Annotated in this window: 25 protein-coding genes; 15 read left to right on the forward strand and 10 right to left on the reverse strand. The window is 61.8% G+C overall.

Annotated features, from left to right (window positions below):
- Positions 1-46: 46 nt before the first annotated feature.
- Positions 47-544: an SDR family oxidoreductase gene (locus P0D96_RS13155; RefSeq protein WP_408313740.1), complete on the forward strand. Its 498-nt coding sequence runs from the start codon at positions 47-49 to the stop codon at positions 542-544.
- Between the two features lie 26 nt (positions 545-570).
- Here the strand turns inward: P0D96_RS13155 and P0D96_RS13160 are convergent, their stop codons facing one another.
- The 5 genes from P0D96_RS13160 to P0D96_RS13180 all read right to left on the reverse strand — a co-directional run bounded on the left by P0D96_RS13160 (position 571) and on the right by P0D96_RS13180 (position 6,022).
- Complete coding sequence (locus P0D96_RS13160) at positions 571-1,647, reverse strand: LacI family DNA-binding transcriptional regulator (RefSeq protein WP_408182045.1); 1,077 nt, start codon at positions 1,645-1,647, stop codon at positions 571-573.
- A 130-nt stretch (positions 1,648-1,777) separates the two neighbouring features.
- Positions 1,778-2,746, reverse strand: coding sequence for a dihydrodipicolinate synthase family protein (locus tag P0D96_RS13165; RefSeq protein WP_408313741.1), 969 nt, complete (start codon positions 2,744-2,746; stop codon positions 1,778-1,780).
- Positions 2,747-2,795: 49 nt separating this feature from the next.
- Positions 2,796-4,115 carry an MFS transporter gene (locus P0D96_RS13170; RefSeq protein WP_132381549.1) on the reverse strand — a complete coding sequence of 440 codons (1,320 nt, stop codon included), beginning with the start codon at positions 4,113-4,115 and terminating at the stop codon, positions 2,796-2,798.
- Between the two features lie 462 nt (positions 4,116-4,577).
- The gene (locus P0D96_RS13175; RefSeq protein ID WP_408313743.1) at positions 4,578-5,069 is read right to left on the reverse strand and encodes a hypothetical protein; all 492 of its coding nucleotides are present in this window, start codon (positions 5,067-5,069) and stop codon (positions 4,578-4,580) included.
- A 239-nt stretch (positions 5,070-5,308) separates the two neighbouring features.
- Positions 5,309-6,022, reverse strand: a complete 714-nt coding sequence (locus P0D96_RS13180) for a transporter substrate-binding domain-containing protein (protein ID WP_408182053.1) — start codon at positions 6,020-6,022, stop codon at positions 5,309-5,311.
- A gap of 548 nt (positions 6,023-6,570) precedes the next feature.
- Here P0D96_RS13180 and P0D96_RS13185 point away from each other — a divergent pair.
- The 6 genes from P0D96_RS13185 to P0D96_RS13210 all read left to right on the forward strand — a co-directional run bounded on the left by P0D96_RS13185 (position 6,571) and on the right by P0D96_RS13210 (position 11,962).
- Positions 6,571-6,723 carry a hypothetical protein gene (locus P0D96_RS13185; RefSeq protein WP_408313745.1) on the forward strand — a complete coding sequence of 51 codons (153 nt, stop codon included), beginning with the start codon at positions 6,571-6,573 and terminating at the stop codon, positions 6,721-6,723.
- A gap of 198 nt (positions 6,724-6,921) precedes the next feature.
- On the forward strand, positions 6,922-9,087 hold the full coding sequence (locus P0D96_RS13190) for an ATP-binding protein (protein ID WP_408313747.1): 2,166 nt from the start codon (positions 6,922-6,924) through the stop codon (positions 9,085-9,087).
- On the forward strand, positions 9,084-10,733 hold the full coding sequence (locus tag P0D96_RS13195; RefSeq protein WP_408292194.1) for a response regulator: 1,650 nt from the start codon (positions 9,084-9,086) through the stop codon (positions 10,731-10,733). Before P0D96_RS13190 ends, P0D96_RS13195 begins: the two co-directional genes overlap by 4 nt.
- Positions 10,711-11,343, forward strand: coding sequence for a response regulator (locus tag P0D96_RS13200; protein WP_408313749.1), 633 nt, complete (start codon positions 10,711-10,713; stop codon positions 11,341-11,343). The genes P0D96_RS13195 and P0D96_RS13200 overlap by 23 nt, the downstream gene beginning before the upstream one ends.
- Before the next feature lie 129 nt (positions 11,344-11,472).
- Positions 11,473-11,721, forward strand: a complete 249-nt coding sequence (locus P0D96_RS13205; protein ID WP_132381559.1) for a hypothetical protein — start codon at positions 11,473-11,475, stop codon at positions 11,719-11,721.
- 31 nt (positions 11,722-11,752) lie between these two features.
- The gene (locus P0D96_RS13210; RefSeq protein WP_408292191.1) at positions 11,753-11,962 is read left to right on the forward strand and encodes a hypothetical protein; all 210 of its coding nucleotides are present in this window, start codon (positions 11,753-11,755) and stop codon (positions 11,960-11,962) included.
- A gap of 42 nt (positions 11,963-12,004) precedes the next feature.
- Here the strand turns inward: P0D96_RS13210 and P0D96_RS13215 are convergent, their stop codons facing one another.
- From P0D96_RS13215 to P0D96_RS13225, 3 genes are all read right to left on the reverse strand, one after another.
- Positions 12,005-12,853, reverse strand: a complete 849-nt coding sequence (locus P0D96_RS13215) for a DUF6566 family protein (protein ID WP_408313751.1) — start codon at positions 12,851-12,853, stop codon at positions 12,005-12,007.
- 25 nt (positions 12,854-12,878) lie between these two features.
- A complete protein-coding gene (locus P0D96_RS13220; protein ID WP_408313753.1) occupies positions 12,879-13,187 on the reverse strand; it encodes a hypothetical protein in 309 nt (102 codons plus the stop codon).
- 187 nt (positions 13,188-13,374) lie between these two features.
- Positions 13,375-14,379, reverse strand: coding sequence for an aldo/keto reductase (locus tag P0D96_RS13225; protein WP_408313755.1), 1,005 nt, complete (start codon positions 14,377-14,379; stop codon positions 13,375-13,377).
- A 303-nt stretch (positions 14,380-14,682) separates the two neighbouring features.
- Between P0D96_RS13225 and P0D96_RS13230 the strand changes: the two genes are divergently transcribed.
- On the forward strand, positions 14,683-15,585 hold the full coding sequence (locus P0D96_RS13230) for a LysR family transcriptional regulator (protein ID WP_408313757.1): 903 nt from the start codon (positions 14,683-14,685) through the stop codon (positions 15,583-15,585).
- Between the two features lie 117 nt (positions 15,586-15,702).
- Positions 15,703-17,328, forward strand: coding sequence for a D-alanyl-D-alanine carboxypeptidase/D-alanyl-D-alanine-endopeptidase (locus P0D96_RS13235; RefSeq protein ID WP_408290145.1), 1,626 nt, complete (start codon positions 15,703-15,705; stop codon positions 17,326-17,328).
- 28 nt (positions 17,329-17,356) lie between these two features.
- On the opposite strand, the gene P0D96_RS13240 is transcribed toward P0D96_RS13235, so the two are convergent.
- Positions 17,357-18,991: a D-alanyl-D-alanine carboxypeptidase/D-alanyl-D-alanine-endopeptidase gene (locus P0D96_RS13240; protein ID WP_408313758.1), complete on the reverse strand. Its 1,635-nt coding sequence runs from the start codon at positions 18,989-18,991 to the stop codon at positions 17,357-17,359.
- Between the two features lie 428 nt (positions 18,992-19,419).
- On the opposite strand from P0D96_RS13240, the gene P0D96_RS13245 reads away from it, so the two are divergent.
- Together P0D96_RS13245 and P0D96_RS13250 are read left to right on the forward strand one after the other, a co-directional pair.
- Entirely contained in the window at positions 19,420-20,046 is a 627-nt protein-coding gene (locus P0D96_RS13245) for a chromate transporter (RefSeq protein WP_408290143.1), read from the forward strand.
- 34 nt (positions 20,047-20,080) lie between these two features.
- Positions 20,081-20,617, forward strand: coding sequence for a chromate transporter (locus P0D96_RS13250; RefSeq protein WP_132381574.1), 537 nt, complete (start codon positions 20,081-20,083; stop codon positions 20,615-20,617).
- Here the strand turns inward: P0D96_RS13250 and P0D96_RS13255 are convergent.
- On the reverse strand, positions 20,614-21,528 hold the full coding sequence (locus P0D96_RS13255; RefSeq protein WP_132381576.1) for a LysR family transcriptional regulator: 915 nt from the start codon (positions 21,526-21,528) through the stop codon (positions 20,614-20,616). The genes P0D96_RS13250 and P0D96_RS13255 overlap by 4 nt on opposite strands.
- Positions 21,529-21,694: 166 nt before the next feature.
- Here P0D96_RS13255 and P0D96_RS13260 point away from each other — a divergent pair, with 166 nt between their 5' ends.
- From P0D96_RS13260 to P0D96_RS13275, 4 genes are read left to right on the forward strand one after another with little or no spacing between them, the layout of a single operon-like run.
- Positions 21,695-23,038 (forward strand): MFS transporter, encoded by a 1,344-nt coding sequence (locus tag P0D96_RS13260; RefSeq protein ID WP_408290140.1) that lies wholly within the window; start codon positions 21,695-21,697, stop codon positions 23,036-23,038.
- Positions 23,039-23,045: 7 nt separating this feature from the next.
- Positions 23,046-23,786: an SDR family NAD(P)-dependent oxidoreductase gene (locus P0D96_RS13265; protein ID WP_408313760.1), complete on the forward strand. Its 741-nt coding sequence runs from the start codon at positions 23,046-23,048 to the stop codon at positions 23,784-23,786.
- Positions 23,783-24,631: a sugar phosphate isomerase/epimerase family protein gene (locus P0D96_RS13270; protein ID WP_408313762.1), complete on the forward strand. Its 849-nt coding sequence runs from the start codon at positions 23,783-23,785 to the stop codon at positions 24,629-24,631. The genes P0D96_RS13265 and P0D96_RS13270 overlap by 4 nt, the downstream gene beginning before the upstream one ends.
- A complete protein-coding gene (locus P0D96_RS13275) occupies positions 24,628-25,458 on the forward strand; it encodes an amidohydrolase family protein (RefSeq protein ID WP_408313764.1) in 831 nt (276 codons plus the stop codon). The genes P0D96_RS13270 and P0D96_RS13275 overlap by 4 nt, the downstream gene beginning before the upstream one ends.
- The last annotated feature ends 30 nt before the right edge of the window (positions 25,459-25,488 follow it).

The following is a 25,488-nucleotide window of genomic DNA, read 5'->3' on the forward strand; positions in this document are numbered from 1 at the left end:
CCGCGAACACTTTCCGCGTCGCAAGACAGCGCTTGCAACCTGCAAGATGTCATGCAATGGTCGAGCACGGCCGCCGGCGCCGTTCGAACAGTTCTCCCGTGAACAATGGCAGGATCTGATGAAGACCGACGTCGACAGCGTGTTCCTCGTCGGACAAGCGGTGGCGCGGCATATGATCGAGCGGCAACGCGGCAAGATCATCAACATCTGTTCGGTGCAAAGCGAGTTGGGCCGTCCCAACATTGCCGCCTACACCGCGAGCAAGGGCGCCGTGAAGATGCTGACGAACGGCATGGCGATCGACTGGGGCCAGCACGGCATCCAGGTCAATGGTCTCGGGCCGGGCTACTTCAAGACCGAATCGACCGAGGCGCTCGTCAAGGACGAGACCTTCAGCAAGTGGCTGATCGGACGCACGCCGTCGCGGCGTTGGGGCGATGTCGAAGATCTCGTCGGTGCCGCGGTCTTCCTGGCGAGCAACGCTTCGAACTTCGTCAATGGCAACATTCTCTACGTGGATGGCGGTGTGACAGCCACGCTGTAATCCGTCGATAAAGCGCCGCCGCGGAACTATCTCGCAGCCGGTCCCGTCGAGTGCCTGAGTTGGAAGAGGGCATGCACCTCGTGTCCGTGCTGCGGACGCTTGCCGTCGAGTGTGTCGAGCAGATATTGCGCGGCGAGCCGCCCGATTTCGTAGGTGTCGACGCGCATCGTGGTCAGCGCGGGGCGAATCTCCTGCGCCATCTCCAGATCGTCGAAGCCGGTGACGGACAATTCGCCGGGAATCGCGATGCCCAGTTCTTCCGCCTCGCGCAGCACGCCCAGCGCGATATGGTCGTTGCCGCAGATGATCGCTGTGGGACGCTCGCCCGGCGCCTGCCAGATCGTGCGCAGGCTGCGCCGCCCGAATCCCATGGTCGATTCGCCTTCGAACATATGTTCCGGCCGCACGGCGAGGCCGTGCCGTTCGAGCGTCGCGCGGATGCCCGCGACGCGTGCCTGCACGCGGTCGTTATCGCGCGTCGGCTGGATGCAGACCGCGAACGAGCGATGCCCGAGGCCGATCAGATGTTCGGTGATCTCCGCATAGGCCGCGTGATTGTCGAAGCCGATGCAGGTGTGCGGACTGTCCTTGCGATACGCATACGTGACGGCATACGGTACGCGGTAGAGCCGCAACGCATCGAACAGTTCGGGCGGATGAGCTTCGCCCACCACTGCCATCGCTTCCACGCCGCGCGCCAGCATCGCGCGCACCTGCGTGAGCGCCTGCGCGGGATCGTAGTTCGAACAGCCGAGCACCAGTGTGATGCCGCGTGCCGCGAACGCCGCCTGCATCCCGCTCACCTGCGAAGCGAACACGCGATCATCCAGCGTCGGAATGATGATGCCGGCAATGTGGCTGCGCGTGGAGGCGAGGGCGCGGCCCGCCGCATTCGGAAACCAGTTGAGTGTGAGCGCGGCATGCTCGACTCGCTCACGCACGTTCGCGGAGACCTTGTCCGGCTCGTTGTAGACCCGTGATACGGTCGCCGTGGACACACCCGCGAGCTTGGCGACATCGGAAAGCACGCTGCGGCCCGTGCTGCGGCGAGCGCGGTTCGTCTGGGTGCGGGCGGCGGCCGGCGGGTCGAGGGAGTCAGGCATCAGGTTGGAAAGCGCAGAATGAATCGGGGAACGCCCGCCATCTTACCGCCGCCTGCGCGCGCGGGAAGCGTGAGCGCGCGTGACAGTTTCAGCGGACGTTCCTGTGATCCGGAAATCCTCCCAGCAAACGCTAGCGAACGGAGCGGCTTGCGTCGAGTGCCGCGATACGGCCACGAAAATGCTCAGTGCCGGCGACGATCTTGTCGAGCACCGCGTCGAGCGCCCAGAAGCGTTCACGCACGTCGTAGTCGATCACGCGGCAGCGAATCGAACTGAATGTGCCGATCCGTTGATGGTAAATCTTCGCGAGCGCCGGATAGCCGAGCGATTCGGAGACGGCGGCGAGCACGAGGAACGTGGCGAGTTCCTCTGCGAGAGCCGGGTCTTGCGCCGCATCGTTGCGCAGCCAGTTGTACAGATCCGGGTGGAAGTTCGTGAACACGCCGTTGAAGCCTGCGGAACCCGCCTTCATCGCGTCCCACGCAATGGCCGCGTTGGCGTTGAGGATTTTCAGCGGCGAACCGTCGGCGAGCGCGACGCGCCGTTTGACCGTGGCGAGATCGCAGCTTACGTCCTTCAGCATGATGAAGCGGCCGGTGTCGATACACAGCTTCAATTCGTCGTCGGAGAGAAGGCGGCGGTAGGGCGCGGGGCATTCGTACAAACCGAGCGGAATGTCGGACGGCAGGCGCGCGAGGAGTCGTTTGAGATTCGCCGCGAACGTCTCCGTGCCCTGCTGCTTCGGGTCGAGCCGGTTCGTCACCAGCACGATGCCTTGCGCGCCCGTGGCCGCGGCCACGTTGAGTTCTTCGGCCTGCGCCTCGGGGTCGTCGCTGATATGGCCGGAGACGACGACCGGAATGCGGCCCGCCACCTTGTCGACGACGAAGCGTCCCAGCGCGCCACGCTCGGCGAGCGTCAGGAACTGCATTTCACTCGACTGCGCGACGGCAAAGAGCGCGTCCGATCCATGCGCGATATACCACTCGATCAGGCGTTCGAGTCCGGCGTAGTCGATTGCGCCGGCCTCGTCGAACGGCGTCAGCATTACGGGGACGATGCCTTCGATCGACGTGGTGGTTTGTTTGGAAGTGGTCATGCTCGTGATCTCCCGGAGAGGGTTCGTTGAGTCGGAGCGGCGCGCGCGTTCACGCGGGCGCTCGCACGGGTTCGGTTGGGGCGGACGGGTCTTCGATCGGCTTGCGCACCAGCAGGAGGTAGCTCATCGCGCCAATGAACGCGATGCCGGCGGCCGTCAGCAGCGCCGGGACGAACGACCAGCTCTGCGCGATGTAGCCCGTCAGGATCGGGGCGAGGGCACCGCCCAGAAAACCGCCGAAGTTCTGGATGGCGCCGAGCGAGCCGACGCGGTTCGGCGGCGCGGCCGCGGTAGCGAGCGCCCATGAACTGGCGGACGCGGCATTCGCCAGAAAGATCACCACCGAGATGCACACGATCGCGATCGTGTTGCTCTCGACGAGCGCCGCCGGAATCGTGAAGGCGACCATACCGAGCATCGCGATCACCACCGCATTGCGGCGGCTCGCGACCGGGCTCGTGCTGCGGCTCGTGATGAGATCGGAAAACCAGCCGGCCGTCAGCGAGCCCAGGAAGCCGCAGAAGAACGGAATCGATGCCGCGACGCCCGTATGCATCAGGCTCATGTGACGTTCCATCGTCAGATAGCCGGGCAGCCACGTGAGGTACACCCAGTTCAGATAAACCGAGCCGAAGAAGCCGATCAGCATGCCCCACGTCGTGCCGTGCGAAAACAGCGAGCGCCATTCGGCGAAGGTGACCGTGGGTGCCGGCTTGCGGTCGGCTTCGTCGCCTTCGAGATAGTGCCGCTCGGCTTCGGTCATGGTGGCCTTGACGGGGTCGCGGTACACCGCGAGCCACACCAGCGCCACGACGAGGCCGACCACGCCCGTCACGATGAACGCCCAGCGCCAGTGAAACTGCACGACGAGAACCGACAGGCAAAGTGGCGCGAGCGCCGTGCCGAGCGGCGACGCCGAGTTGAAAATGCCGGTCGGCTTGCCGCGCGCGCGCAGCGGAAACCAGTTGCTGACCACACGGGCCGCCGACGGAAACTGCGGCGCCTCGCCGATGCCCAGCACGATCCGCGCGAGGATGAACCAGCCGAAGGTCGAGACGAATCCGCCCGCCGCCTGCGCGAGCGACCAGACGATCAGGCCGATGCCCAGCAACTTGCGCGGTCCGATCCGGTCGACGAGGCCGCCTACCGGCAACTGGAAGAGCGCGTAGCTCCACGAGAACGCCGAGAGCAGCAGCCCCATCTGTCCGAGCGACAGCCCGAGATCATGACGGATCAGCGGATTGGCGACCGCGAGCGTGCCGCGGTCCAGATAGTTGACGATGCCGCTCACCATCAGCAGCGTGAGCGCCACGATCTGGGCGCGGCGGATTCTCGGTGGCGCCTGCTCGAGGCCCGGTGTTGCACTCATGATCGTTGTCTCCGTTTCATGTCTTCGGTTGCTGTGAGCAAGCCGCGCCGATGCGATGCCGGACGGCTGGAAACTGCGCATCCACCGTCGGCGAAGGCGTCGTTCAGTGGTAAATGTTAGCGCTTACATTTTGAGATGCATTTGAGCTGTTAATCGGATTTTCTTGGCAATTTCGCCTCATGAATCTCGATGATAGCGCTTACATTTTGAGCTTCACTTCGAGGAGATTGCAAGCGCTAACGCTGTTTTGGAGGGTAAACCCCCAGCCACTTGCGGACTAATGCCATGTTGTCGAAGGCGCAAACAGAGGCCTAACGCCGCTTCGCCTGGAGCCAGGCCGAATATGTCGCTGAAGCTGGGCGGCGAGATCTCGGTGGTCAGCGCGACGGGCAGCGGCACGTCGATCGCCGTACGCATACCGGTCGACGACGCTTCGTAGCAGGCGAGAACCCGATCGAATCGTCAAGACGATTTTCGCAAGCGGGCGACAATCGCGTTGATCTGCATGTCGAAGTGTTCGAACCATGACCGCGCCACTTCCAACTGCGCGTCGACTTCCTGAAAGTGGGCCTCGTGCACTTCGACAGCGCGCCCGGCAGCGGCAATCGCCTCAGGAGTGGTCTGCGAGCGAAACGCGTGCGCCGCAAGCGACTCGATCTCGCCACGGTTACTCTGATCCATGAGTTCAGTGAGCAGCGCCTGCAACATCTGCAATTGACTCTGCCAGTCACTCTCCGCCCGATATAGCGCCTCGATCAGAGGTCCGGCATCATCCGCCAAAGAGACGTTTGCCGCGGCGGACGTGCCCTGCCGCAGGTGACCCAGCACCGCGAGACAACCCTCCGCGCGGCGGGCCAATTCCTTCGCTTTGTCATGCGCTTCGGCCATGCGCGTCGTGAGCGCCGTGGCGCGATCGCAAAGCCGCGCCTGTAGGACGAACGTTTGCGGCTTCATCGGTTAGTGTCCATGTGCAGGCGTTCGTGGGTCGCGATGAATGATCTCGAGCCTGACGATGTGGACGAATTTGCTCACTTCTTTTCCTTAGGGCCGCTTGCGTTTGAAATGGAGTTGCGTCGCGGGACTGGCGCCGCCTTTCCATGTATACGGCGACGCCGCAGACGGCTTGATGTCAGGATTTCCTGATTTTGGCCCAGGCATTTCCCTTTCAACCGCGTGGCGCGCCGAGGACTGCGTCAGCTTATCCAGTACTCGTCTGGAATCCTGCGGTCCGGTTCGGAGAGGAAGGGATTGTCGAGCGTGAAGGTCAGCCGCGACGCGATCTTGGCGCGCGACAGCGCGTCCTGAACGTAGTGATGGGAGTTGAACAATCTCATGTAGCTGCCATTGCGATACGCAGTGATGAACCCGTCTTCGATCGTCTCCGCCAGTGCTTCGTGGCCCGAGGCGACATAGAAAATGAAATCCGATCGATACTTCAGCAGGAGCCTGTTCTCGACTACGAGATCCGGCTCCTGATGCTGGCGTCCATCGATCTCAGTAAATGCTTCAACTAAGCCGCGTGGAAAATAGTCGATCCGGCCGCCTTGGGTCATCTCGAACAGCGTGTCATAGGTCGAGGTCTGGATGTTCAGGCCGGCTGCTCTCAGGACCTCCGTGTCGATCCACCCAATTCCTTGCCCACCAATGAATGCCTTCAGATCGGAGAAGCGTTCGACCTTGTCGAAATCGGCTTGGCGATCCTTTCGGATGACGAACACCCGGTGCCCGATCAGTCCACGATGTATCGGAATCCGCACTACATTCCTGCCGCGTTCCGCTCGCGCCTCCATGCTCGTCCAGTGCAGATTGATCATATTGTTGGTGCCGGCCAGTTCCGCCAGCGCGCGACCCCGCTCCATTTCGATGTCGGCTGAGCGCAATGTATACGATGCGTTGGCCGTTTTCATGGCCAGATCGAGAACCGCGAGTGCAAACGCGGCGTGCACGTCGCGGGCAGGCCGAATGCGGGGATAGACGATGTCGAAGTGAACGGGAGGGTCGGCAGGTGCGGCACGCGCGCGAAGCGTGACGCTCGCCGCGCTCAGCGCTGCCAGTACAAAGCGCCTGCGATGCATGAATGGATATTTTCTCGAAACAGGAGTGGCGCGCTCGACCGGGCGCTTGTCCGCGCAGATTGTCGCCTGATCGGTTTTTCATCGTGCCACGTCCGGACCGTGCTGACAAATCGTGTAATCCCTTTGTCAGGAAGTCAGCCATGCTGTGTTCACACCGGCTGAAATGCGCGATGCGCAGGCGTTAAGGATTTCCTGACGGCATATTCAGCAAATCGGAAGTGCATTTTTCCGGGCTTCCTGACTGTGTGACTCCGTAGGCCGACATCTGGTGTGAAAGCAGAAGCGTCATACCGCTCAGCTATCTGTTGCACTGCTGGCCGTTACCGGATTGGGGATACGCGTCCGTGAAGCGACTATCGGACGGAATGCGCGAACTGCGGATGTCGAACCCCGACGCCCTCGGCGGCCGCGTCCGGCCGATCCTCGGCGAGCTGACGTCATGCATCGATGAGATTCTGTTGTATCCGCGGATCTGCCTGCCGCGGGCGATCACCGATTCGCCGTCCGTCGAACCGATCATGTACGTCATGTAGATTCTCGTCAGATTAATCAGGGCGCGTTTCACCCGGAATGAGCGCCGGCGCAGACCAGGAAATGAGAGTGACTGGCTGGCCGGTGCAGGCAAACATTAAATCGCCACCCTGCCGACGCGGCGGCCGATTGGTCTGGGCCGCGCAGCGGCAACGAGTGCAGAATAGACGAAACAAGAACCGTAGCACTCGCGGGGATGTATGAAGCACAACCTGTTCGATGCATGGTGGAGTTTGATCGGCGGCTTCAAGAGTAGCCTTGTGTCGCGGCTTCTCGTGACGGTGCTGCTCGTCAGCTGCGTAGTCACTGTGTTGTTGACCGGGTTACAGCTTTACCGCGACTACTACCGCGGCGTAGAGCAGATTGAAAATCGCCTTGTGGACATTGATCGCAGCAGTCGCGACAGTCTCGCGGAAGCGCTCTGGCGCCTCGACGGCGCCCAACTGCAACTGGAGTTGAACGGCATTCTGCGTCTCGCGGACATTCGCGCCGTGGAAATCCGCGAGGCGGGGAAAGACGGTCAATCGGCCTACCTGAGCGCGGGTCAGCGCTCAGCCGGTCCCGTGATTGCCCGCGAGTTTCCGCTCCTCTATAACGTGCAGGGCAAGGACCGCGAGATCGGCAAGCTGTACGTCGAGGCGACGCTGCTCGACCTTTACCATGAGCTGATGCGAACCGCTGCGATGATTCTCGTCACTCAGGCCGCCAACACTTTTCTCGTTTCGCTGTTCATCGTCTACATCTTGTCCCGTCTTGTGATGCGGCACGTCGCGGCCATCGCGCGCACGGTGGAGGATTACGATTTTCGTGAACCGCCCCAGCCGTTCAGTCTTCAGCGACGCAAACGGCGCGATCCGGATGAACTGGACCGCGTGGCGGCCGCATTCAATGCAATGGGCGCGCGGCTGTACTGCGCGTATCGCGACGAGCAGGACACGGCGGCTGAACGCGAAGCACGCAATCTGGCGGAAGCGGCTAACCGGGCCAAAGGCGAATTCCTGGCGAATATGAGTCATGAACTGCGGACGCCGCTGAACGGCATTCTCGGCTACGCCCAGATCCTCGAACGCGATGCCACGCTGAGTGAGCGGCAGCGCGAACGCGTGGCGGCCATGCGCAACAGTGGCGAACATCTGCTGACGTTGATCGAAGACACGCTCGATTTCGCGAGGATCGAAGCGGGCAAGCTGCGCGTCGAAATCGGTGACGTGCCGCTGGCAGGGTTTGTCGATGTCATTCGCGACATCATCGATGTGAAAGCGGAGCAGAAGCGCCTCGACTTCATCTGCGAAATCGCGGGGGATGCGCCCGTCGGCGTGCGTGCCGATGAGCGACGGTTACGGCAGGTCATGCTCAACCTGCTTGCCAACGCCGTGAAGTTTACCGATTCGGGTTGCGTCAGCTTGCATATCTCGAGGTCCGAGTCGAACCGCGTCCGTTTCGAAGTGCGCGACACGGGCATCGGCATTGGTCACGATCAGTTGAATACGATCTTCGAGCCGTTCGAGCAACTGGGCGCGGCCGAGCGGCGAGCAGGCGGCGCCGGCCTTGGTCTGGCCATCAGCCGCGAGTTCGTGCGCGCGATGGGTGGCGAGATCGAGGTGGAAAGCGAAATCGGACGAGGGAGTACTTTCCGGTTTGAACTGCCGGCGGCGAGCGTGACGCCGGTGTTGCGCAAGGCGACGGGACCTGCGCTGCTCCCGTTCACGGTGACGGGTTATGAGGGGCCGCGCAGGAATGTGTTGGTCGTCGATGACGTCGAGGTCAATCGCGCGATCGTTGTGGATCTGCTAGGCCGTCTCGGCTTCGATACCGTCGAGGCGGAAAACGGTCGCGACGGGCTCGAGAAGGCGCAGCGCGAGCGACCGGCGCTGATTCTCACGGACATCGTGATGCCCGAAATGGACGGCTTCGAAATGACACGCAACCTGCGCCAATTGCAGGCGTTCGCCGATGTTCCGATCGTTGCCATGTCCGCCAGCCCATCCGGAGTCAACAAGGCGATGAGCATTGAAGCGGGGGTGAACGCATTCCTGTCCAAACCGGTCGACCTCGAAGCGCTGCTGGCCCAGATCGCTACGCTGCTCGGGCTGAAATGGACCCATGCATCGCCGGCGCCGTCGGTTCGCACCGCTACACCCGAAGTCAGTCTTGCGGCCGTGCCTCGGCAACAGATGGAAGAACTGCATCATCTTGCCCGCCTCGGCGATATGCATGAAATCATCGCGTGGGCCGAGAACGTGGCGGCCCGCGATTCGCGTTATCGCTCGTTCACGGCGCAACTCTGCGCGCTTGCTCGCGACTATCAGTCGAAAGCCATACTCCATCTCGTCGAGCGGCATCTGAATGTCGAGCCCAAGTCATGAACGAGCCCAACGTGGAGGCTGGCGAACGGCCGACGATCCTCATTGCGGACGACACGCCGGCGAATTTCGGCGTGGTCGTGGAGAGTTTGACGGACCGCGGCTTTCGGGTACTCGTTGCGCTCGACGGCGAAGAGGCGCTCGAACGTGCGCTGTTTTCCCAGCCCGACCTGATCCTGCTCGATGTGAAGATGCCAGGCATCGACGGCTTCGAGACCTGCCGGCGACTCAAGGCGGACGCGCGCACGCGCGACATCGCGGTGATTTTCATGACGTCGTTGACGGGCGCGGAAGACATGGTCGAGGGTTTCTCGGCTGGCGGCGTCGACTACGTGGCGAAGCCCGTCCGCGTCAATGAAATGATGGCGCGCATCGAGACCCATCTCGCCTTGCGCGTGATGCACCGGCAGCTTGTCGTGCAGAACCGCCAACTCCTGAACGAGGTGGCGGTGCGCCACCAGGCCGAGGCCGAATTGTCGCGCGCACGCGATGCACTGGAGCAGCAGGTCGAGCAGCGCACGCGGCAACTCGCGGAGTCGAATGCGAGGCTTTCCGCTCAGGTCGACGAGCGCCGCCGGGCGGAGGCGAAATTGCAGGCGAGCGAAGCGCGTTTTCGCACGATTGTCGAAACCAGCCCGATTCCGCTGTGCATCACGTCGATGCCCGAAGGCGTGATCCTGTACGCGAATGAACCGCTGCGAGAACTGTTCGGTATCGATACGGGCATCGGCACGCTGACCAACATCGTCGATTTCTATGTGGATCCCGGCGACCGTGACCGGCTCGTGTCGCATCTGCGCACGGAGGGCAGTTTCAACAATAGCGAAGTCCAGATGCGGCGCATGAACGGCTCGGCGTTCTGGGCCATGGCGACCGCGCGCGTGGCGACGTTCGGCGACGCGCCGGCGATCTACGTGGGTCTGAGCGATATTACGTCGCGCAAGCGTATCGAGCAGGAGTTGTTCGAATCGCGCAATCAATTGCGCGAGTTGTCCGCCTATATGGAAGCGATTCGCGAGGAAGAGCGCAAGCGTATCGCCATGGAGATTCACGATGAACTCGGCCAATTGCTGACCGCCCTGAAGATGGACGTTTCGCTGCTGAAAATGCGCCTCGGCAAGGATCCGGACGCCATGCGCAAAGCCGAGGACATGCGGGAACTCGTCGAAAAGACGATCTGGATGGTCCGCAATGTGGCGAACCATTTGCGGCCGGTGGCGCTGAACTTCGGGGTCGTGTCGGCGCTGGAGTGGCTCGTGGAGGACTTCATGCGACGCCACGGCATTCCTTGCCAATTGCATATCAACGGCGGCGAACCGGTGCTGCCGGAGGCTTGTGCCACAGCCGTATTTCGTATCGTTCAGGCTTCGCTGACCAATGTCGGGCGCCACGCGCACGCGACGCGGGCCGACGTGACGCTGACCAGCACGGCGGCGGCGCTCGAACTCCACGTGAGTGACGACGGCTGCGGTTTTGATCCCAACATGGCGCGCACGGGTTATTCGTACGGACTGCTCGGCATGCAGGAGCGCGCCCGCCTGATCGGCGGCGCGATGACTATCGACAGTGCGCAGAGCATGGGCACCGCCATCTCCATTCACATTCCGCTTACAGGCGGGGCAGAAAATGATCGACGTCCTGATTGCTGATGACCACGCCGTGGTGCGTGGCGGTCTGAAACAGATTATCGCGACGACCACGGATATCGTCGTCGCCGCCGAGGCCGCGCAGGGTTCGGAAGTGCTCGATCGGCTGCGCGCGAGGCGGTTCGATCTCGTGCTGCTGGACATGACGATGCCCGGCATCAGCGGAGTCGATCTGATCCGGCGCGTACGTGCCGAGCAGCCGCCTTTGCCGATTCTCGTGCTCAGCATCCACAACGAGGCGCAGGTCGTGTCGCGCGCGTTGCGCGCCGGCGCGACGGGTTATGTGACGAAAGACAGCGATCCCGACGTGCTGCTCGCGGCGATCCGTAAACTGGCGGGAGGCGGGCGGTTCATCGACCCGAAACTGGTCGACGCGATGGTCTTCGAAACGCATTCCGGCGACGCGCCACCGCACGAGGTGTTGTCCGACCGCGAATTTCAGGTATTGCGGATGCTGGCCGCCGGTCAAAGCATCAACGAGATTGCCGAGACGTGTTCGCTCAGCGCCAAGACCATCAGCACCCATAAGATGCGTCTCATGCAAAAACTCGGCCTGAACAACAACGCCGAGTTGATCCGATATGCGATCAGACACGGTCTGGTAACCGAGTGACGGAGCCGTTAGGGAAATCCTGAGGCTCGAAGCAGCGTTTCCCGAATCAACAATCCGGCGCTGCTGACTGAAGAATCCCCGCCGTTGTCCCACGATTGTCAAATGGGAACCTGAGGTGCGGGGGCAGATGTGGATGCGACGAAAGGCTCACTACGCGGACTGCGCGAGAAATTATTGGCAACGGCAGGCACGCTGCCGGTCCGTGTGCTCACGCTGCATGGTTCGCAGGACGGTCTGACTTGCCGGGTTTGCGTCGAAATCAGGCGTCCCGATGGTCCGATCCTGCTGTTCTTCTTCCGGCACGACGACGGTACCTGGCACGTCTTCCCGCCGGCAAAGAACCTGTGCAGAATGAGCTTCGAGCCGCTCGTCGGGTGACCTGAACGAGGCCGGACAAAGGAGATCATCGATGAATGCAGACAACCTGAGGACACTGTCGGGGCACGAAACGAAATTGCGCGCGTGGTTGAGCGAATGGTACGACCATGCGTTTGCGACTGGCTTCATCAGGCCGCCTTTCATACTCGACGACGCGACCGCTTTGAGGCTGGAAGGTTATTTCGATGTGGGTCTGACGCCGGCAGAGGGCGTCAAAGCGATCTTCGGCGTGGTGCATTGACTCGTCAGACGCGCCGGGGCATCCGCCGCGTCGACGCGTTGCTCACCGGGAGCGGGCTTTTTGTTGCGGGACGCCGCAGTCCAGTTCGGCGGCGTCGCTGTCCTCACTGCTTTCCTCGTCGATCCAGCGCCGCGCCCATTCGAGCGCGTATTGCTGTGCCGTCTCGCAGTTCTTGAAGCTCGGACCGATCAGCCCGGAACGCGCGATTCGCCTTTCGTCACGCACGATCTCGGCCCATCCTCGGAAGCGGGTGTTTGCCAGCCGGTCGGCGGCAATGTAGATGACGTGGCCGCGCGGGTCGGATTCGGTTTGGCCTTTCGACGCGAGGCCCATCCACGGTGAGGCAGTTCGATGAATCGAATGTAAGGGTGTCACCGGCGCGCGGGATTCGACGCGCTCGGGTACGGCATGCGCGGAATTGTCGGGATTGGGGAGTTGCCGCGCGATATCCCTGAATGTGTCCGCCGTTTCGCCTGACTGCCATGTCTCGCGCGATGTTTGCCACGACGCCTGATCTCGCCAGAACACCCGGCGAAAACCTGCGTCCCGAGTCTGGCGGTCGATGCCGCGCGTCAGGGCGTCGCGGCGTTCCAGTGTCAGTTGCGGACCGCACCGAAACTTGCGTCCGGTGCTTGAAAGAATCTGGTACATCTCCGCGAGAGCGCCGCTCGAACGCCACGCCTCGAAGCGGTGCCGGCACGTCGGCGCCGAAGGATAGTGGCTCGGCAACATTGACCAGGAATCGCCGGTTGTCAGTACCCACAGCACGGCATTCGCCACGACACGAACCGCCGCGCGCGGCCGGCCGCGCTGCCGGTGAACAATCGGGGGATCCGCCAGGATGGGCGCAAGCAGCAGCCACTCTTCGTCACTGATCTCGTTGAAATGCACGCTGTCCTCCACGTCGCCGTTCGCGCTACCAGCCGCTCGTCAGCCACGTTGGCAGGGACGACAGGATCAGCAGATCCTCGACACAATCCGATAGCTCGCAGACTTCCTGAAAGGCGGCATCGTTGGAGTCGTGCAGATGTTGCCGTCTGAGCTCCCGTAACGCAGTTCCGAGACGACGAAGGGTCTCGGGGTCGCTGTTCATCATCGGCCAGCCTCTTAACAGATACGTCAGCGGCACGACGCTTCTGGTATCGCACCACCGGTCGAAGAGATGCAAGCACATTGCGTTGACGTGCTCGATCGAGTTTTCTCTTTCGGACAGATAGGGAACCATGGCAGCACTCGGATGAAGGACGATCGGCGTGCGTTCATCGTATGCGGCCAGTTTTCGCGGTGCTGTCAGGAGATCAAGAAAATAAGAGTGGCCGATGCTGAACTTTGGGTCAGGGAATCCTTAGGAGGCTCGTTTTTTGATGTCAACGACGGCATTCGCCATATGGAAGAGCTTGCGTCTTGATGCGTCAGAAGGCTCGCCGACCTTCAATCGGATATCCGGGATCCGTATAGCCCGGCGTCGATGCGTGACCGGGAGGCACCAAGCTGTCCACAAACTTTTCGTCGTCGGCTCCCAGTTGCACATTCAGCGCCTGAACGTAGCTGTCCCAATGAGCCTCGGTGCGAGGACCGGCGATAGTCGAGCTGACGATTCTGTTCTTAAGCACCCAGGCCAATGCGAAGGCGATCGAATTGGTACCGCGTGCCGCGGCGTGCGCCGCAACCTTCTGCGCGATCGCCAGCGACTCAGGCCGCCATTCGGTCTGCTGGATGCGCTTGTCACCGCGCCCTGCACGCGAATCAGCCGGCGGCGCGCCATCCAACGTGTATTTGCCGGTCAGCACGCCGCGGGCGAGTGGGCTATAAGGCACGACGCCGATGCCATAGTGCGCCGCTGCGGGCAACTGCTCGACTTCGGCAGTGCGGTCCACCATGTTGTAGAGCGGCTCGCTGGCGACTGGGCGCTCGATGCCGAGCTGGTCGGCAAGACGCACAATCTCGGCAATGCGCCAGCCGCGGAAGTTGGACAAGCCGAAGTAGCGAACCTTTCCTTGGCGAATCAGGTCGCCAATCGCACGGACACCTTCTTCGAGCGGTGCATCGAGCAGTGCGCGGTGAAAGTAGAGGATGTCGATATAGTCCGTGCCGAGGCGCTTGAGACTGGCTTCCACCGACTGAATGATCCACTTGCGCGACTGGCCCTGTTCGTTCGGACCCTGCGTCGTCGGGTAGCCGAACTTCGTGGCGATCACCCAGCTGTCGCGGCGCTCGGCAATCGCACGGCCGACGATTTCCTCGGAACGGCCAGCGTGGTAGACATCCGCTGTGTCAATGAAGTTGACGCCCTGATCGAACGCTTTATCGATGATGCGCTTCGACGTGGCTTCATCCGTTTCACCACCGAACATCATCGCGCCCAGACACAAGGGTGAAACCTTGAGAGCGCTACGGCCCAAATACCGATAATCCATTAGCTTTCTCCATGCAGGCTACGCCTGCGGTCTGCGACTCTTCCGGACCACGCTATAAACAGCGGCTAGGTTCAGATGATAGGCATTCGCCGTCTAGAGATTAAGTCCATGAAACCGCAAGAGGTTATGAAATGCATTCATGAATATTCCTATATGCCTGTGCAAACGCGGCTAGTTTTAGTTCAGGTGGCGCGTCGCAACCGACGTGAAATAAAAGCTGGCATTGACCCGACGAATTTAACCAGTGCACACCTGTGTAACTAGTGGTTAAATTCCGCAATCACCCATGAGGCCGGTTCATCAATGCCACGCGAAAATTTCAACGATCTGCTCGCTTTCATCGCCGTCGCGCGCGAACGCAGCTTTACTCGCGCGGCCGCCCAACTCGGTGTATCGCAATCGGCTTTGAGCCACACGATCCGCGCGCTCGAAACCAGGCTCGGCCTGCGGCTGTTGACGCGAACCACGCGCAGCGTATCGCCGACCGAGGCAGGTGAGCGCATCCTGCGGACGGTAGCGCCGCGCTTCGAGGAGATCGAAACCGAACTGACGGCCGTCACTGAGCTTCGCGACAAACCCGCCGGCACGATTCGCATCACCGCGACCGATTACGCGACCAACACGGTGCTCTGGCCCAGGTTGTCGAAGGTGCTCCGTAAATATCCGGAGATCAAGGTCGAGATCATCACGGACTACGGCTTAACTGACATCGTGGCGGACCGCTACGACATCGGCATTCGCAACGGAGATCAGGTCGCGAAGGACATGATTGCGGTGCGCGTTGCCGCGGATATGAAGATGTCGATCGTCGGCACGCCGGCCTACCTGGAAAAGCAGCCGTTGCCGAAGAACCCACAGGATCTGATGGCGCACAACTGCATCAACCTGCGCTTGCCGACACTCGGAGTGTTTTACGCGTGGGAGCTGAAAAAGGGCAGTCGAGAAATCCAGGTTCGTGTGGAGGGCCAGTTCTCGTTCAACGGTACCTATCACATGCTCGATGCCGCATTGGCCGGTTACGGCCTTGCGTACATACCGTCCGACCTGGCGCAACCTCACGTTACGGCGGGGCGTCTCATTCGCGTGCTCGACGACTGGTGTCCGACATTTCCGGGCCTGCACGCGTATTACGCCAGCCGATCCGAGTCTTCGCGAGCGATGGCGCTGATTATCGATTCGCTGCGTTATCGTCCGAAGACGAACTAGCGTCAGCCAATCACCCTCTCGTACGAGACAAATCCGCGCGTTGCAGCAGAGCATTTTGTATTCCTGCCGCCGGCATACTATGCTGAAACTCTCCCATGGCGATCGGCGGGAATTCCCATGCGCATGCAATTCCTGGCTGTTCTGGCGTTGATCGCCTCAAGTTCGTTCGTCGCCGGTTGCGGCAGTGAACTCTCGCAAGATCCTATTGCGCAGATCATGGACAAGCCGCGCTATACGAGTGCGAAGTCGCAATGGTCGATGATCGTCATGGACGCGGGCACCGGCGAAGTGCTGTACTCGCTGCAGCCTGACGTGTTGTCATTGACCGGCTCGGTGCGCAAGCTCTTCTCGGTGGGGACGGCACTCAACGCCATCGGTCCGGATTATCGTTTTGAAACGCCGGTCTATCGTAATGGCACCATCGACGCATCCGGCAAACTGACTGGTGATCTCATCGTCAAGGCATCCGGCGATCTGACTTTCGGCGGCCGGATGAAGGCCGACGGCACGATCGATTTCACCGACTTCGATCATAACGAGGCGCGTGCCTTCAATGGTGCGATCCTGACACCCGAAGATCCATTGACGGCCGTGAACCAGTTGGCCGCGCAGGTCAGGGCGGCGGGCATCACGTCGATCAGCGGCGACGTGATCATCGACGACAGGCTCTTTGACGCGTTCCGCGTGCCGAATGGCAACGTGCTCATTTCGCCGATTCTCATCAACGAGAACGTGATCGATGTGACGCTCGCACCGGGTGCGAACGCGGGGCAACCTGGCCAGCTCGACTGGCGGCCGCGCACGAGCGCGATGACCATGCAGGGAACGTCGATTACGACTGCGGCCAACAGCGCACCGGACATCGTGACATCCGGCGACGCGCTCGACGAAGGGCCGCTCAGTTGTCTCGCCACGCCCGGCTGCAAAGGAACCATCTCCGGCGAAGCCAGCCTCAACACGCCGGCGTCGATCCCTGCCGGCTATCAGGCAGCGTTGATCGGCAACGACCTGTACGTCAGCAACCTGCGTGTCGAGGATCCGCCGTCCTTTGCGCGGACCGCCTTCATCGACGCATTGGCACGCGCCGGCGTGACGGTGTCGGCGCCCGCTGTCCAGCCAAATGCTTCAGACAAATTGCCCGCGCCGCAAACGTATACGAGCGCGACGCAGGTCGCGAGTTTTACGTCGTTGCCGTATTCGGAGTTCGCGAAGCTGATCCTCAAGGTCAGCCTGAATACGGGCGCTAATCTGAGCCTGATGTACCAGGGTTTGACGAAAGGCGCGCGGACCGTCGGCGACGCGCTGGCCACCGAGCGTCAATCCTTGACCGGCGATCTGGGCCTCGATGGAGCGGGCTTCAATTTTCCGACCAATGGCAGCGGCACGCCCGACAGCCGCGCGACGGCACGCACCACCGCGACGCTGCTCAGCGTAATGAGCCGCCGGCCGAACTACACGGTGTATCGGAACGCACTCTCGATTCTCGGTGTCGATGGCTCGCTTGCCGCAATCGGTAAAAACGTGCCGGGCAAGGAGCATATCGCCGTGAAGAGTGGCGCGACCGTCACGGGCGGCCAGATGATCGCCATGAACATGGCCGGCTATATCGACGCAAAGAGCGGACGGCGGCTCGCCTACGCGCTGTTCGTCAACAACGCCGGTCCGGTGGCCGCGCTCACCGATACGCTCGATGTATTCGACGACGAGGCAGAAATACTCGGCATCGTCTACGCACGGTATTGACGAAACGCAGGCAGGCTGCGCCGCCGCGTTACTGCAGTTTCCAGAGCATCGCCGAAATCGTGCCTTCGTCCTGGAAGACCGATAGCACGTCGATGATGCCCGAAATAGGAACGTTGTTCACCGTCAGCACGAAGGCGATCCGGTGGCCGCTTTTCGCATCGATATAGCCGGCGAGGGATTGTCCTCTCAGGAACGGTGACGTCGGCGCGTTTGGGTTCTCCGTGACGTAAGTGCCGGTCTTCGCGTGCACCTGGCCTTTCGCCCCTGCAAGCGTCGCATCGGATTCGAAGGCGGTGATGGTGGCCAGCGATCCGTCTACGCCCAGCACCGGCAACGCGTCGAAGTAGGGCGAAAAAACCGGCGTCGTGCTCATGCCTCTCAGCATGGCAATGACGGCAGTGCCGCTCGCAGTCGAGTCGCCGCCGCCGCTGCCGTCGATGAAGTGATACTGGCTCGACGGGATCTTGAACGTGGTGGTCAGCACGCTCTGTTCCGCCGCCAACGCGTCGGTCAGCGTCTTGGCGTTGTTGTTCGCAAGACCGAACAGCATGAGGCTCGTATCAGCGCCGATGTTATAGCTGACCTTCATGACGTATCTAACGTATTGCTCATACGGTTGCGAAGTGAGTTGCGCAACCTGCGTCGCGCTCGAATACGAGCCTTGCGCGGGCAGTAACTGAACCGGATTGGCGGCGACGGGCGTCGCCGTGACCGTGACACCCGCGCGGGCCAGGGCTTCGATAAAGACCGTGCGGGCGTAATTGGATGGCTCGGTCACGCGAAACGTGCGAATCAGCGGGTAGGCGTTCGTCAGTGGCGGCACGAACCCGGCCGGCACGTTCCCGGTTACGTTGCCGACACAACCCGATGAGCCGATGCACAACGGCGGTTCCGGTGCGAGTTTGATATCCAGACCCGAGGTCGCGCTGCCCGTCGCGAGCGTGGATTGCACGCTAAACGCGGCCGTTTTGGGCCGCCAGTCGAATGGAACGGCCGAGCCTTCGGCGCTCTGGTTCAGGGTGACGTCGACGACGTCGTCGTTGACGAAGATCGGCCGCACATTGAACTCACCGCGGAAGTTGAAAGGCTCGAAAAGCCGGTCGTCGATCACGACATCGCCGTTGATCGTTTTGATGCCCGCAGCCGCGACCTGCGCCGCGAGGGAATTGAAGCCGGCGAGCGGATCGGGCGTGGCGAGTATCGCGTTGCCCAACGAGTCGGCCTCGTTGTGATCGAAGTTCGTGATGGCGATCGTGCCGTCCGGGTTGGCTCGGCCGCCCATTGTCAGATCGCCGCTTGCCAGCAGAATCAGATTGCCGGTGAGGGTGCCGCTAGCATTGACCGTACCCTGCCGGTAGACCGGCGTGACGAATTGATGCTGCGCACCCAGTTGATTCAACGCGGAGCCGACCGAAAAGAGCTTGCGCACCGAACCGATCAGCATTTGTGCGCTCGAGTTCACGTCGTAGATCACATCGCCCGAGTCGAGGTCGACCACTCGCATCGACCAGGTCGCGCTCTTGTAGATCGGCTTTTGCATCACCTGCATGATCGAATCGGGGACGGTCGGATTCGAATTGATCGAATCGCCGCACGACACCAGCAGAATGGCACTCGCGATTGCGGCCCAACGTTTCCACTGTCGATCGATGGTCGGGCTCATGGCATGTCTCCAGCGTTGACTGCACGGTAAGCGGCTCGATTCGCAGCGGATGCATCCCGTCACGGCGAGATTGCAGCATCAGAAGGTCCGGCGCTCAGGCGAACGACAGCGCCGCATGAAGTGAAAATCACGCACGGTGCGAAATTGGATCTCCGGCAACAGCAGGTAATGTACTTCTACTTTGTGACCCGGCCGGCAGATAGTGGAATTAAATACCGTCCTGAACGGGTGTCAAGGAGACTGTATGCATTGACGCGCAGGCGGCGAAGCTTTGGCGTTGTTGCATGATGAGTGAAATAGGCCGGCTTATTGCAGCTATCATTTAGCACTCGGGGCAAACCGGGGTAACAGCGTCGTTGTGGCCGCAACGACGCCAACGAAGCGCCGGGATTCATCGGCTTTGCCACACAGTTCGTAAGGAGGGAGCATTGGTCAAAGGCACCAACGGGCAAGAAGTTTTCGACCCGGCATCGACGCGCGAAGCCATCGGGCAAGGCGGCGGACGTGCGCCGGGCGAGGTGACCGCGCTAGGGCTGTTCCTTATTTTTTCCCGCATCGGTCTCACGAGTTTTGGCGGGGGATTGAGTGGCTGGTTTCTGCGCGAGTTCGTGCACGACCGGCGCTGGCTGAGCGAGGACGAGTTCCTCAACGGACTGGCGTTGTCGCAGGCGCTGCCGGGCGTCAACATCAAGAATCTGGCCATCTGGATCGGTTATCGTTTGCTTGGCTGGCGCGGCGCGCTGGCCGGATTTTGCGGAATCATCTTCCCGCCTGCCGTCCTGATCGTGCTGCTCGGCGCATTCTTTTCGGCCATCGCCTATCTGCCACTCACGCATACCGCGCTGGCGGGTGCGGCGGCAGGTGCAATCGGCCTATCCGCGGCGATGGCGATCACCGCCGCGCGCAGGCTGCCGCGGCGGCTTTTTTCGTACCTCATGCTGATCGCGACCTTCGTGGCGGTGGCGTTATTCAGGGCGTCGCTCGTGTGGACAGTGTTGATAGCCGGCGTCCTGAGCGTCGGCTACGAATACGTCCGTTCGCCGCGGCAGCAATAACGACAGTCGGGCAACTTTCAGAAAGCTACCTCACGTGTCCAGAAATCTCATCGCACTGTTTTCGGTTTTTGCACCGCTTTCGATCGTGACGGTCGGCGGCGGGCAAGGGATCATTGCCGAGGTCCAACGGCAAGTCGTCGACGTGCATCATTGGATGACGCACGCCCAATTCCTGAGCGACTTCGCGATTGCGCGGCTCGCGCCGGGTCCGGGGTCGCTGCTGGCGACATTGATCGGCTGGCAGGTGGGCGGCTTTGGCGGAGCGCTCGTGGCGACGCTGGCTTTGTTCGGGCCAACGGCGTTCCTGATGTGCGGTGTCGTGCACGTGTGGAACAGACATGAAGGCGCCCGCTGGCTGAACGCGTTGCAGGCAGGTCTGCGGCCCGTCGCCGCCGGTCTTATTCTGGCCGCCGTCTACGTGTTGATGAAACAACTCGATGGCGGCTGGATAGCGTGGCTTACCGCGGCAATCGCGACCGTGCTGGTGATGACGACCCGAATCAACGCGTTGGTGTTGATAGCGGGCGGCGCCGGGTCGTTCGTCGTGCTGCATCTCGCGGGTTTGCTCTAGTCCGGCAGCGACGCACCCGCAATCTGCCGGTCGATGCGTTGCGCCTGCTTGTAGACCGCATGCATCAGCAACGCCGTGTTGCGGGAAGGCGGAGAGAACTTCGAATAGACAAAGGTGGAGACGAGTTCGAGTTCCTCGATCAGCGGACGGACGATAAAGCCCTGACCTTCGGCGGCGAACTCGTCGACGATAGCGAGCCCGAGTCCGCCTTTCACCAGTGCCAGCGCCTGGTCCGCGCGCGTGACGTCCACCACGGATTGCAGTTCGACATTGGCTTGCTGGCATGCGCGCGCGATCATCGTGCCGAACGGAATGTCGCGCCTGAAGAGAATCATGGGTTCGCCAATCAGCTCGGCCAGCGCAATCGGCTCGGGCGCGGCCAGACGATGAAGCGGCGGCACGACGCAGACCATCCTGCCGCGCATGAACGGCACCACGTCGAGGTGTTCGTGTTCGATCGGCATCGATGTGACCGCCACGTCGACGGCCTTGCTCAAGACTTCGAGCGGCATGTCGGCCATCAGCGTGGTGTGCCAATCCACGCTGAGCGCCGGCAACTGCCGTTTCAACTCGACGATGGCAGGCGCGACGATCGACGTCGCCAACGACGGACTGCACGACACCCGCAACAGGCTCGCCGGCCCAAGCGCCAGCGCCCGCGCGAATTCATCGACGCTCAGCGCCGCCTGATAGACCTGCTCCACCTCCCTGAATAGCGCCTGCGCTTCCGCTGTCGGTATCAGCCGGCCTTTCGTGCGTTCAAAGAGGCGCAGCCCCAAGGTGGTCTCAGTGTGGGAGATGAGCTTGCTGACAGCCGGTTGGGACACGTAGAGCATCTTCGCCGCTGCGTTGATCGAGCCGGTCAGCATGACCGCACGAAACACTTCCATCTGCCTGAGCTTGAACCGCATGCATCCTCCAGAACGCGTATCCGGGGATATTAACCAAAAGTTATAGGGTAGCTGAAACTCGGCATACGACAAGCTTGCGGCAACTATCTAGTATCTGCTCAACGGGAGCCCGTCTCCCGCGTTGCATAGTGCACTCGAGACAAAGAGCAGACAGGATGGAGACAAGATGAATCAGGCAACTCAGTCTGGAGTCGCGGCAATCGACGTTGCCACGACCGCGCGGCGGACCCGCGCCCGCTTCGGCATACTCGCGCTGCTGGCGGTCGGCACGATGATCAACTATCTGGATCGCAGCGTCGCCGGCATTGCCGCACCGAGCATGAGTCACGAACTCGGCTTGAATCCCGCGCTGATGGGCGTGATCTTCTCAGCGTTTTCGTGGACGTACACGGCTTCGCAGATTCCCGGCGGCGTGATGCTGGACCGCGTCGGAACCCGCTGGACGTATTTCTTCGCACTCACGCTGTGGTCTCTTTTCACGGGATTGCAGGGGCTGGCGACAGGTTTCGTCTCGCTGCTGATCATGCGTTTGCTGATCGGCATTGCCGAGGCACCCTGTTTTCCGACTAACAGCCGCGTGGTCGCGATCTGGTTTCCACAGAGCGAGCGCGCCCGCGCAACCGGCATCTACACGTTCGCGGAATACGTCGGCCTCGCTTTCCTGAGCCCGTTCCTGTTCTGGCTGGAACAACGCTATGGATGGCGTGCGTTGTTCGGCATCGTCGGCACGGTCGGGGTCGTGTTCGGCGGCATCTGGCTCATGCGCTTTCACGAGCCGCATCAGTCGAAGCGCGCGAATCGCGCCGAACTCGATTACATCGCGGATGGCGGCGGCGTGGTCGACGGAAGCCAGCAGGCCACGCACTTTCGCTGGTCCGACATCGGCGCGCTTCTCAAGCGGCGCAGCATGCTCGGCATCTGTCTCGGCCAGTTCGCCTGCAATTCGACCAACGTGTTCTTTCTGACGTGGTTCCCGACTTACCTCGTCACCGAGCGTCACATGCCGTGGCTGAAGGTCGGGCTGATCGCGGTGCTGCCGTTCATCGCCGCGTCCGTGGGTACGCTCGCGGGAGGCTGGATCTCCGACGCCATGCTGCGCCGGGGCATCTCCCTGAACTGGTCGCGCAAGCTGCCGGTGATCGTGGGCCTGCTCGCTGCGTCGAGCATTGTCCTTGCGAACTATGTCGAGTCCACTGCAACCGTCATCGCGATTCTTTGCATTGCGTACTTTGCTCAAGGGATGTCGGCGCTTGCATGGATGATCGTCTCGGACATCGCACCAAAGGGTCTGCTCGGTTTGAGCGGCGGCATCTTCAATCTGTTCGCCAATGCAGCGGGGATCGTCACGCCGCTGGTGATCGGCCTGATCGTCAACGCGACGGGCTCGTTCGTCTATGCGTTGGCCTTCATCTCGGCGGTCACGCTGGTCGGCGCGCTTTCATACATCTTCGTCGTTGGCGATATCAGGCGCATCGAACTGCAAAACGACATTCTTCAAGCAAAGGAATAAATTGAATATGACTCGCTCTCTCGACGGGAAAGTGGCCATCGTCACGGGCGCCGCGCGTGGCATCGGCCTGGGCATCGCGCAAAAGCTGAAAGCGGACGGCGCACGCGTGGCGGTGTGGGACCTGAACGTGGACGACTGCGGCGCGCAACGTCTGGGCTTCGCGCCCGACCACGTTCAGCAGGTGGACGTCGCTTCCATGAACTCGGTCGAACAGGCCTTCGCGGCCACGCTCGAAAATCTCGGACAAGTGGATATTCTCGTGAACAACGCGGGGATCAATGGACCGGTGGCGCCGTGCTGGGAATATCCGGTGGACGCATGGCAACGTGTGATCGCCGTGGATCTGAACAGCGTGTTTTACTGCTGCCGCGTCGCCATTCCGCATATGCGCGCGCGCGGCGGCGGCCGCATCGTCAACGTGGCGTCGATTGCGGGCAAGGAAGGCGTTCAGTTCATCTCGGGGTACTCGGCGGCGAAGGCGGGTGTCATCGCGTTCACCAAGGCCGCAGCGAAGGAACTGGCGAAGGACAACGTGCTCATCAACTGCGTCGCGCCGGCAATGGTCGAAACCGAACTGTTCAGCGAGATGTCCGACGCGCATATCGAGGCGAGCAAGGCCAAGATTCCGATGGGCCGCTTTCTGCAGATCGAGGAAGTCGGTGCGATGGTTAGCTGGATCGCGAGTCCCGAATGCAGCTTTACGAGCGGCTTCACGTTCGATCTGACCGGCGGGAGGGCCACATATTGAGCGCGCTTACAGAAGCGCCGAAGCTTGCGGTCGCGCATCTCACCGCGCTGGAGCTGACACCGCTGGAATGGGTCACGCAAGCGGCGCGCGCGGGGTTCGATGCGGTGGGGCTGAGGCTGAACCCGACCTCCGCGGATGCGATCGCGTACCCGTCCATCGTGGGCAGCGAAGCGCATCGCGTACTGCGGCGCGTGCTTGCCGACGAGGGCATGACGGTGCACGACGTCGAGTTCATTCCGATGCTGCCCGATATCGACGTCGCGTCCTATGCGCCGATGTTCGACGCGGCGGCCGATCTGGGCGCCCGTTGCGTGACAGTCTCGGGCGACGATCCCGACGCCGGGCGGCTTGCCGCCAACCTCGCGGCCGTGTGCGAACTGGCCGCGCAATATGGCTTACGTGTCGATCTGGAGTTCATGCGCTGGCGCCATGTCGGCACGCTGAAGCAGGCCCGGTCGATGGTCGAGCGCGTGGACAGCGCCAACCTCGCGATTCTCGTCGACGCGTTGCATCTCGCGCGCTCGGGCGGTAGTCCGGCCGACGTTCGGGCGTTACCGGTGGGGATGGTGCGCACCGTGCAGCTTTGCGACGCGTCGCAGCACGCGCCGGTCGGTGACGATGCGACGATCCTCGAAGCGCGCACTGGCCGTTTGCCGCCGGGCGAAGGGGTGTTGCCGCTCATCGACTTGCTGGACGCGCTGCCTGCCGGCACGGCCTTGGGCGTGGAGATGCCGGTGCCGTCGCTGCCTGCGAAGGACCGGCTCGAACTTGCGTACCGAAGCACGCGCGCTATGCTTGAAGTGGCACGCCGCCGACACGAATCTCTCGGAGAGTCGCCGCAATGAATATCTTCGATGAAGAGAAGATCGACTGTCACAACCATATTTTCGATCCCGCACGCTTTCCTTATCGCGCGGACACCGCGTACCGGCCATCGATGCAGGAGATCGGCACCGCTGCGCAGTTTGTCCACGTCATGGACGCATGTGGCGTGCGACATGCGTTGCTGGTCGGGCCGACGAGCGGCTATCGCACCGACAATCGCTGCATGCTCGATGCCATTGCATGCTATGGCGATCGCTTCAAAGGCATCGCCGTGGTGGACAACGGGGTGAGCCCGGAAGCGTTGCTGGAGATGAAGCGCGCGGGCGTGGTCGGCGTCGCCTTCAATCCGGCGATGGAGGGTGTCGAAGCGCTCAGCGACGCCGACGCGCTTTTCAATACGCTGGCCGACCTCGATATGTTCGCGCAGATACAGGTTACGGGCGATCAGTTGGTTGCGCTTGAGCCGCTGATCGGGCGGACTGCGACGCGGGTGCTGATCGACCACTGCGGTCGACCCGATGTCGCGGCCGGCTTGAATCAGCCCGGCTTCCAGGCGCTCCTGCGTCTTGCCGACACCGCGCGCACGGTCGTCAAGCTTTCCGGCTTGCAAAAGTTTTCGCAGCTCGAATATCCGTACGAAGACGCGCAGATTTTCGCCCGGCAGATTCTTCGCACGTTCGGGCCGGATCGCTGTGTGTGGGGTTCGGATTGGCCGTTCCTGCGCTCGCCGGTGCGAATGGACTATGCGCCCTTGCTGACGTTGGTCCAGCGTCTGATTCCCGATCCGGACGCACGCCGGCGTGTCTTGTGGGCTACGCCTCGCAACTTGTTTGGCTTCGACGCTTGAAGGTGCAGTCGCTGTGCTGCCACTGCGAGT

It is taken from the genome of Paraburkholderia sp. RL17-347-BIC-D (assembly GCF_046027915.1).
In the GTDB taxonomy this organism is placed as follows: Bacteria; Pseudomonadota; Gammaproteobacteria; order Burkholderiales; family Burkholderiaceae; genus Paraburkholderia.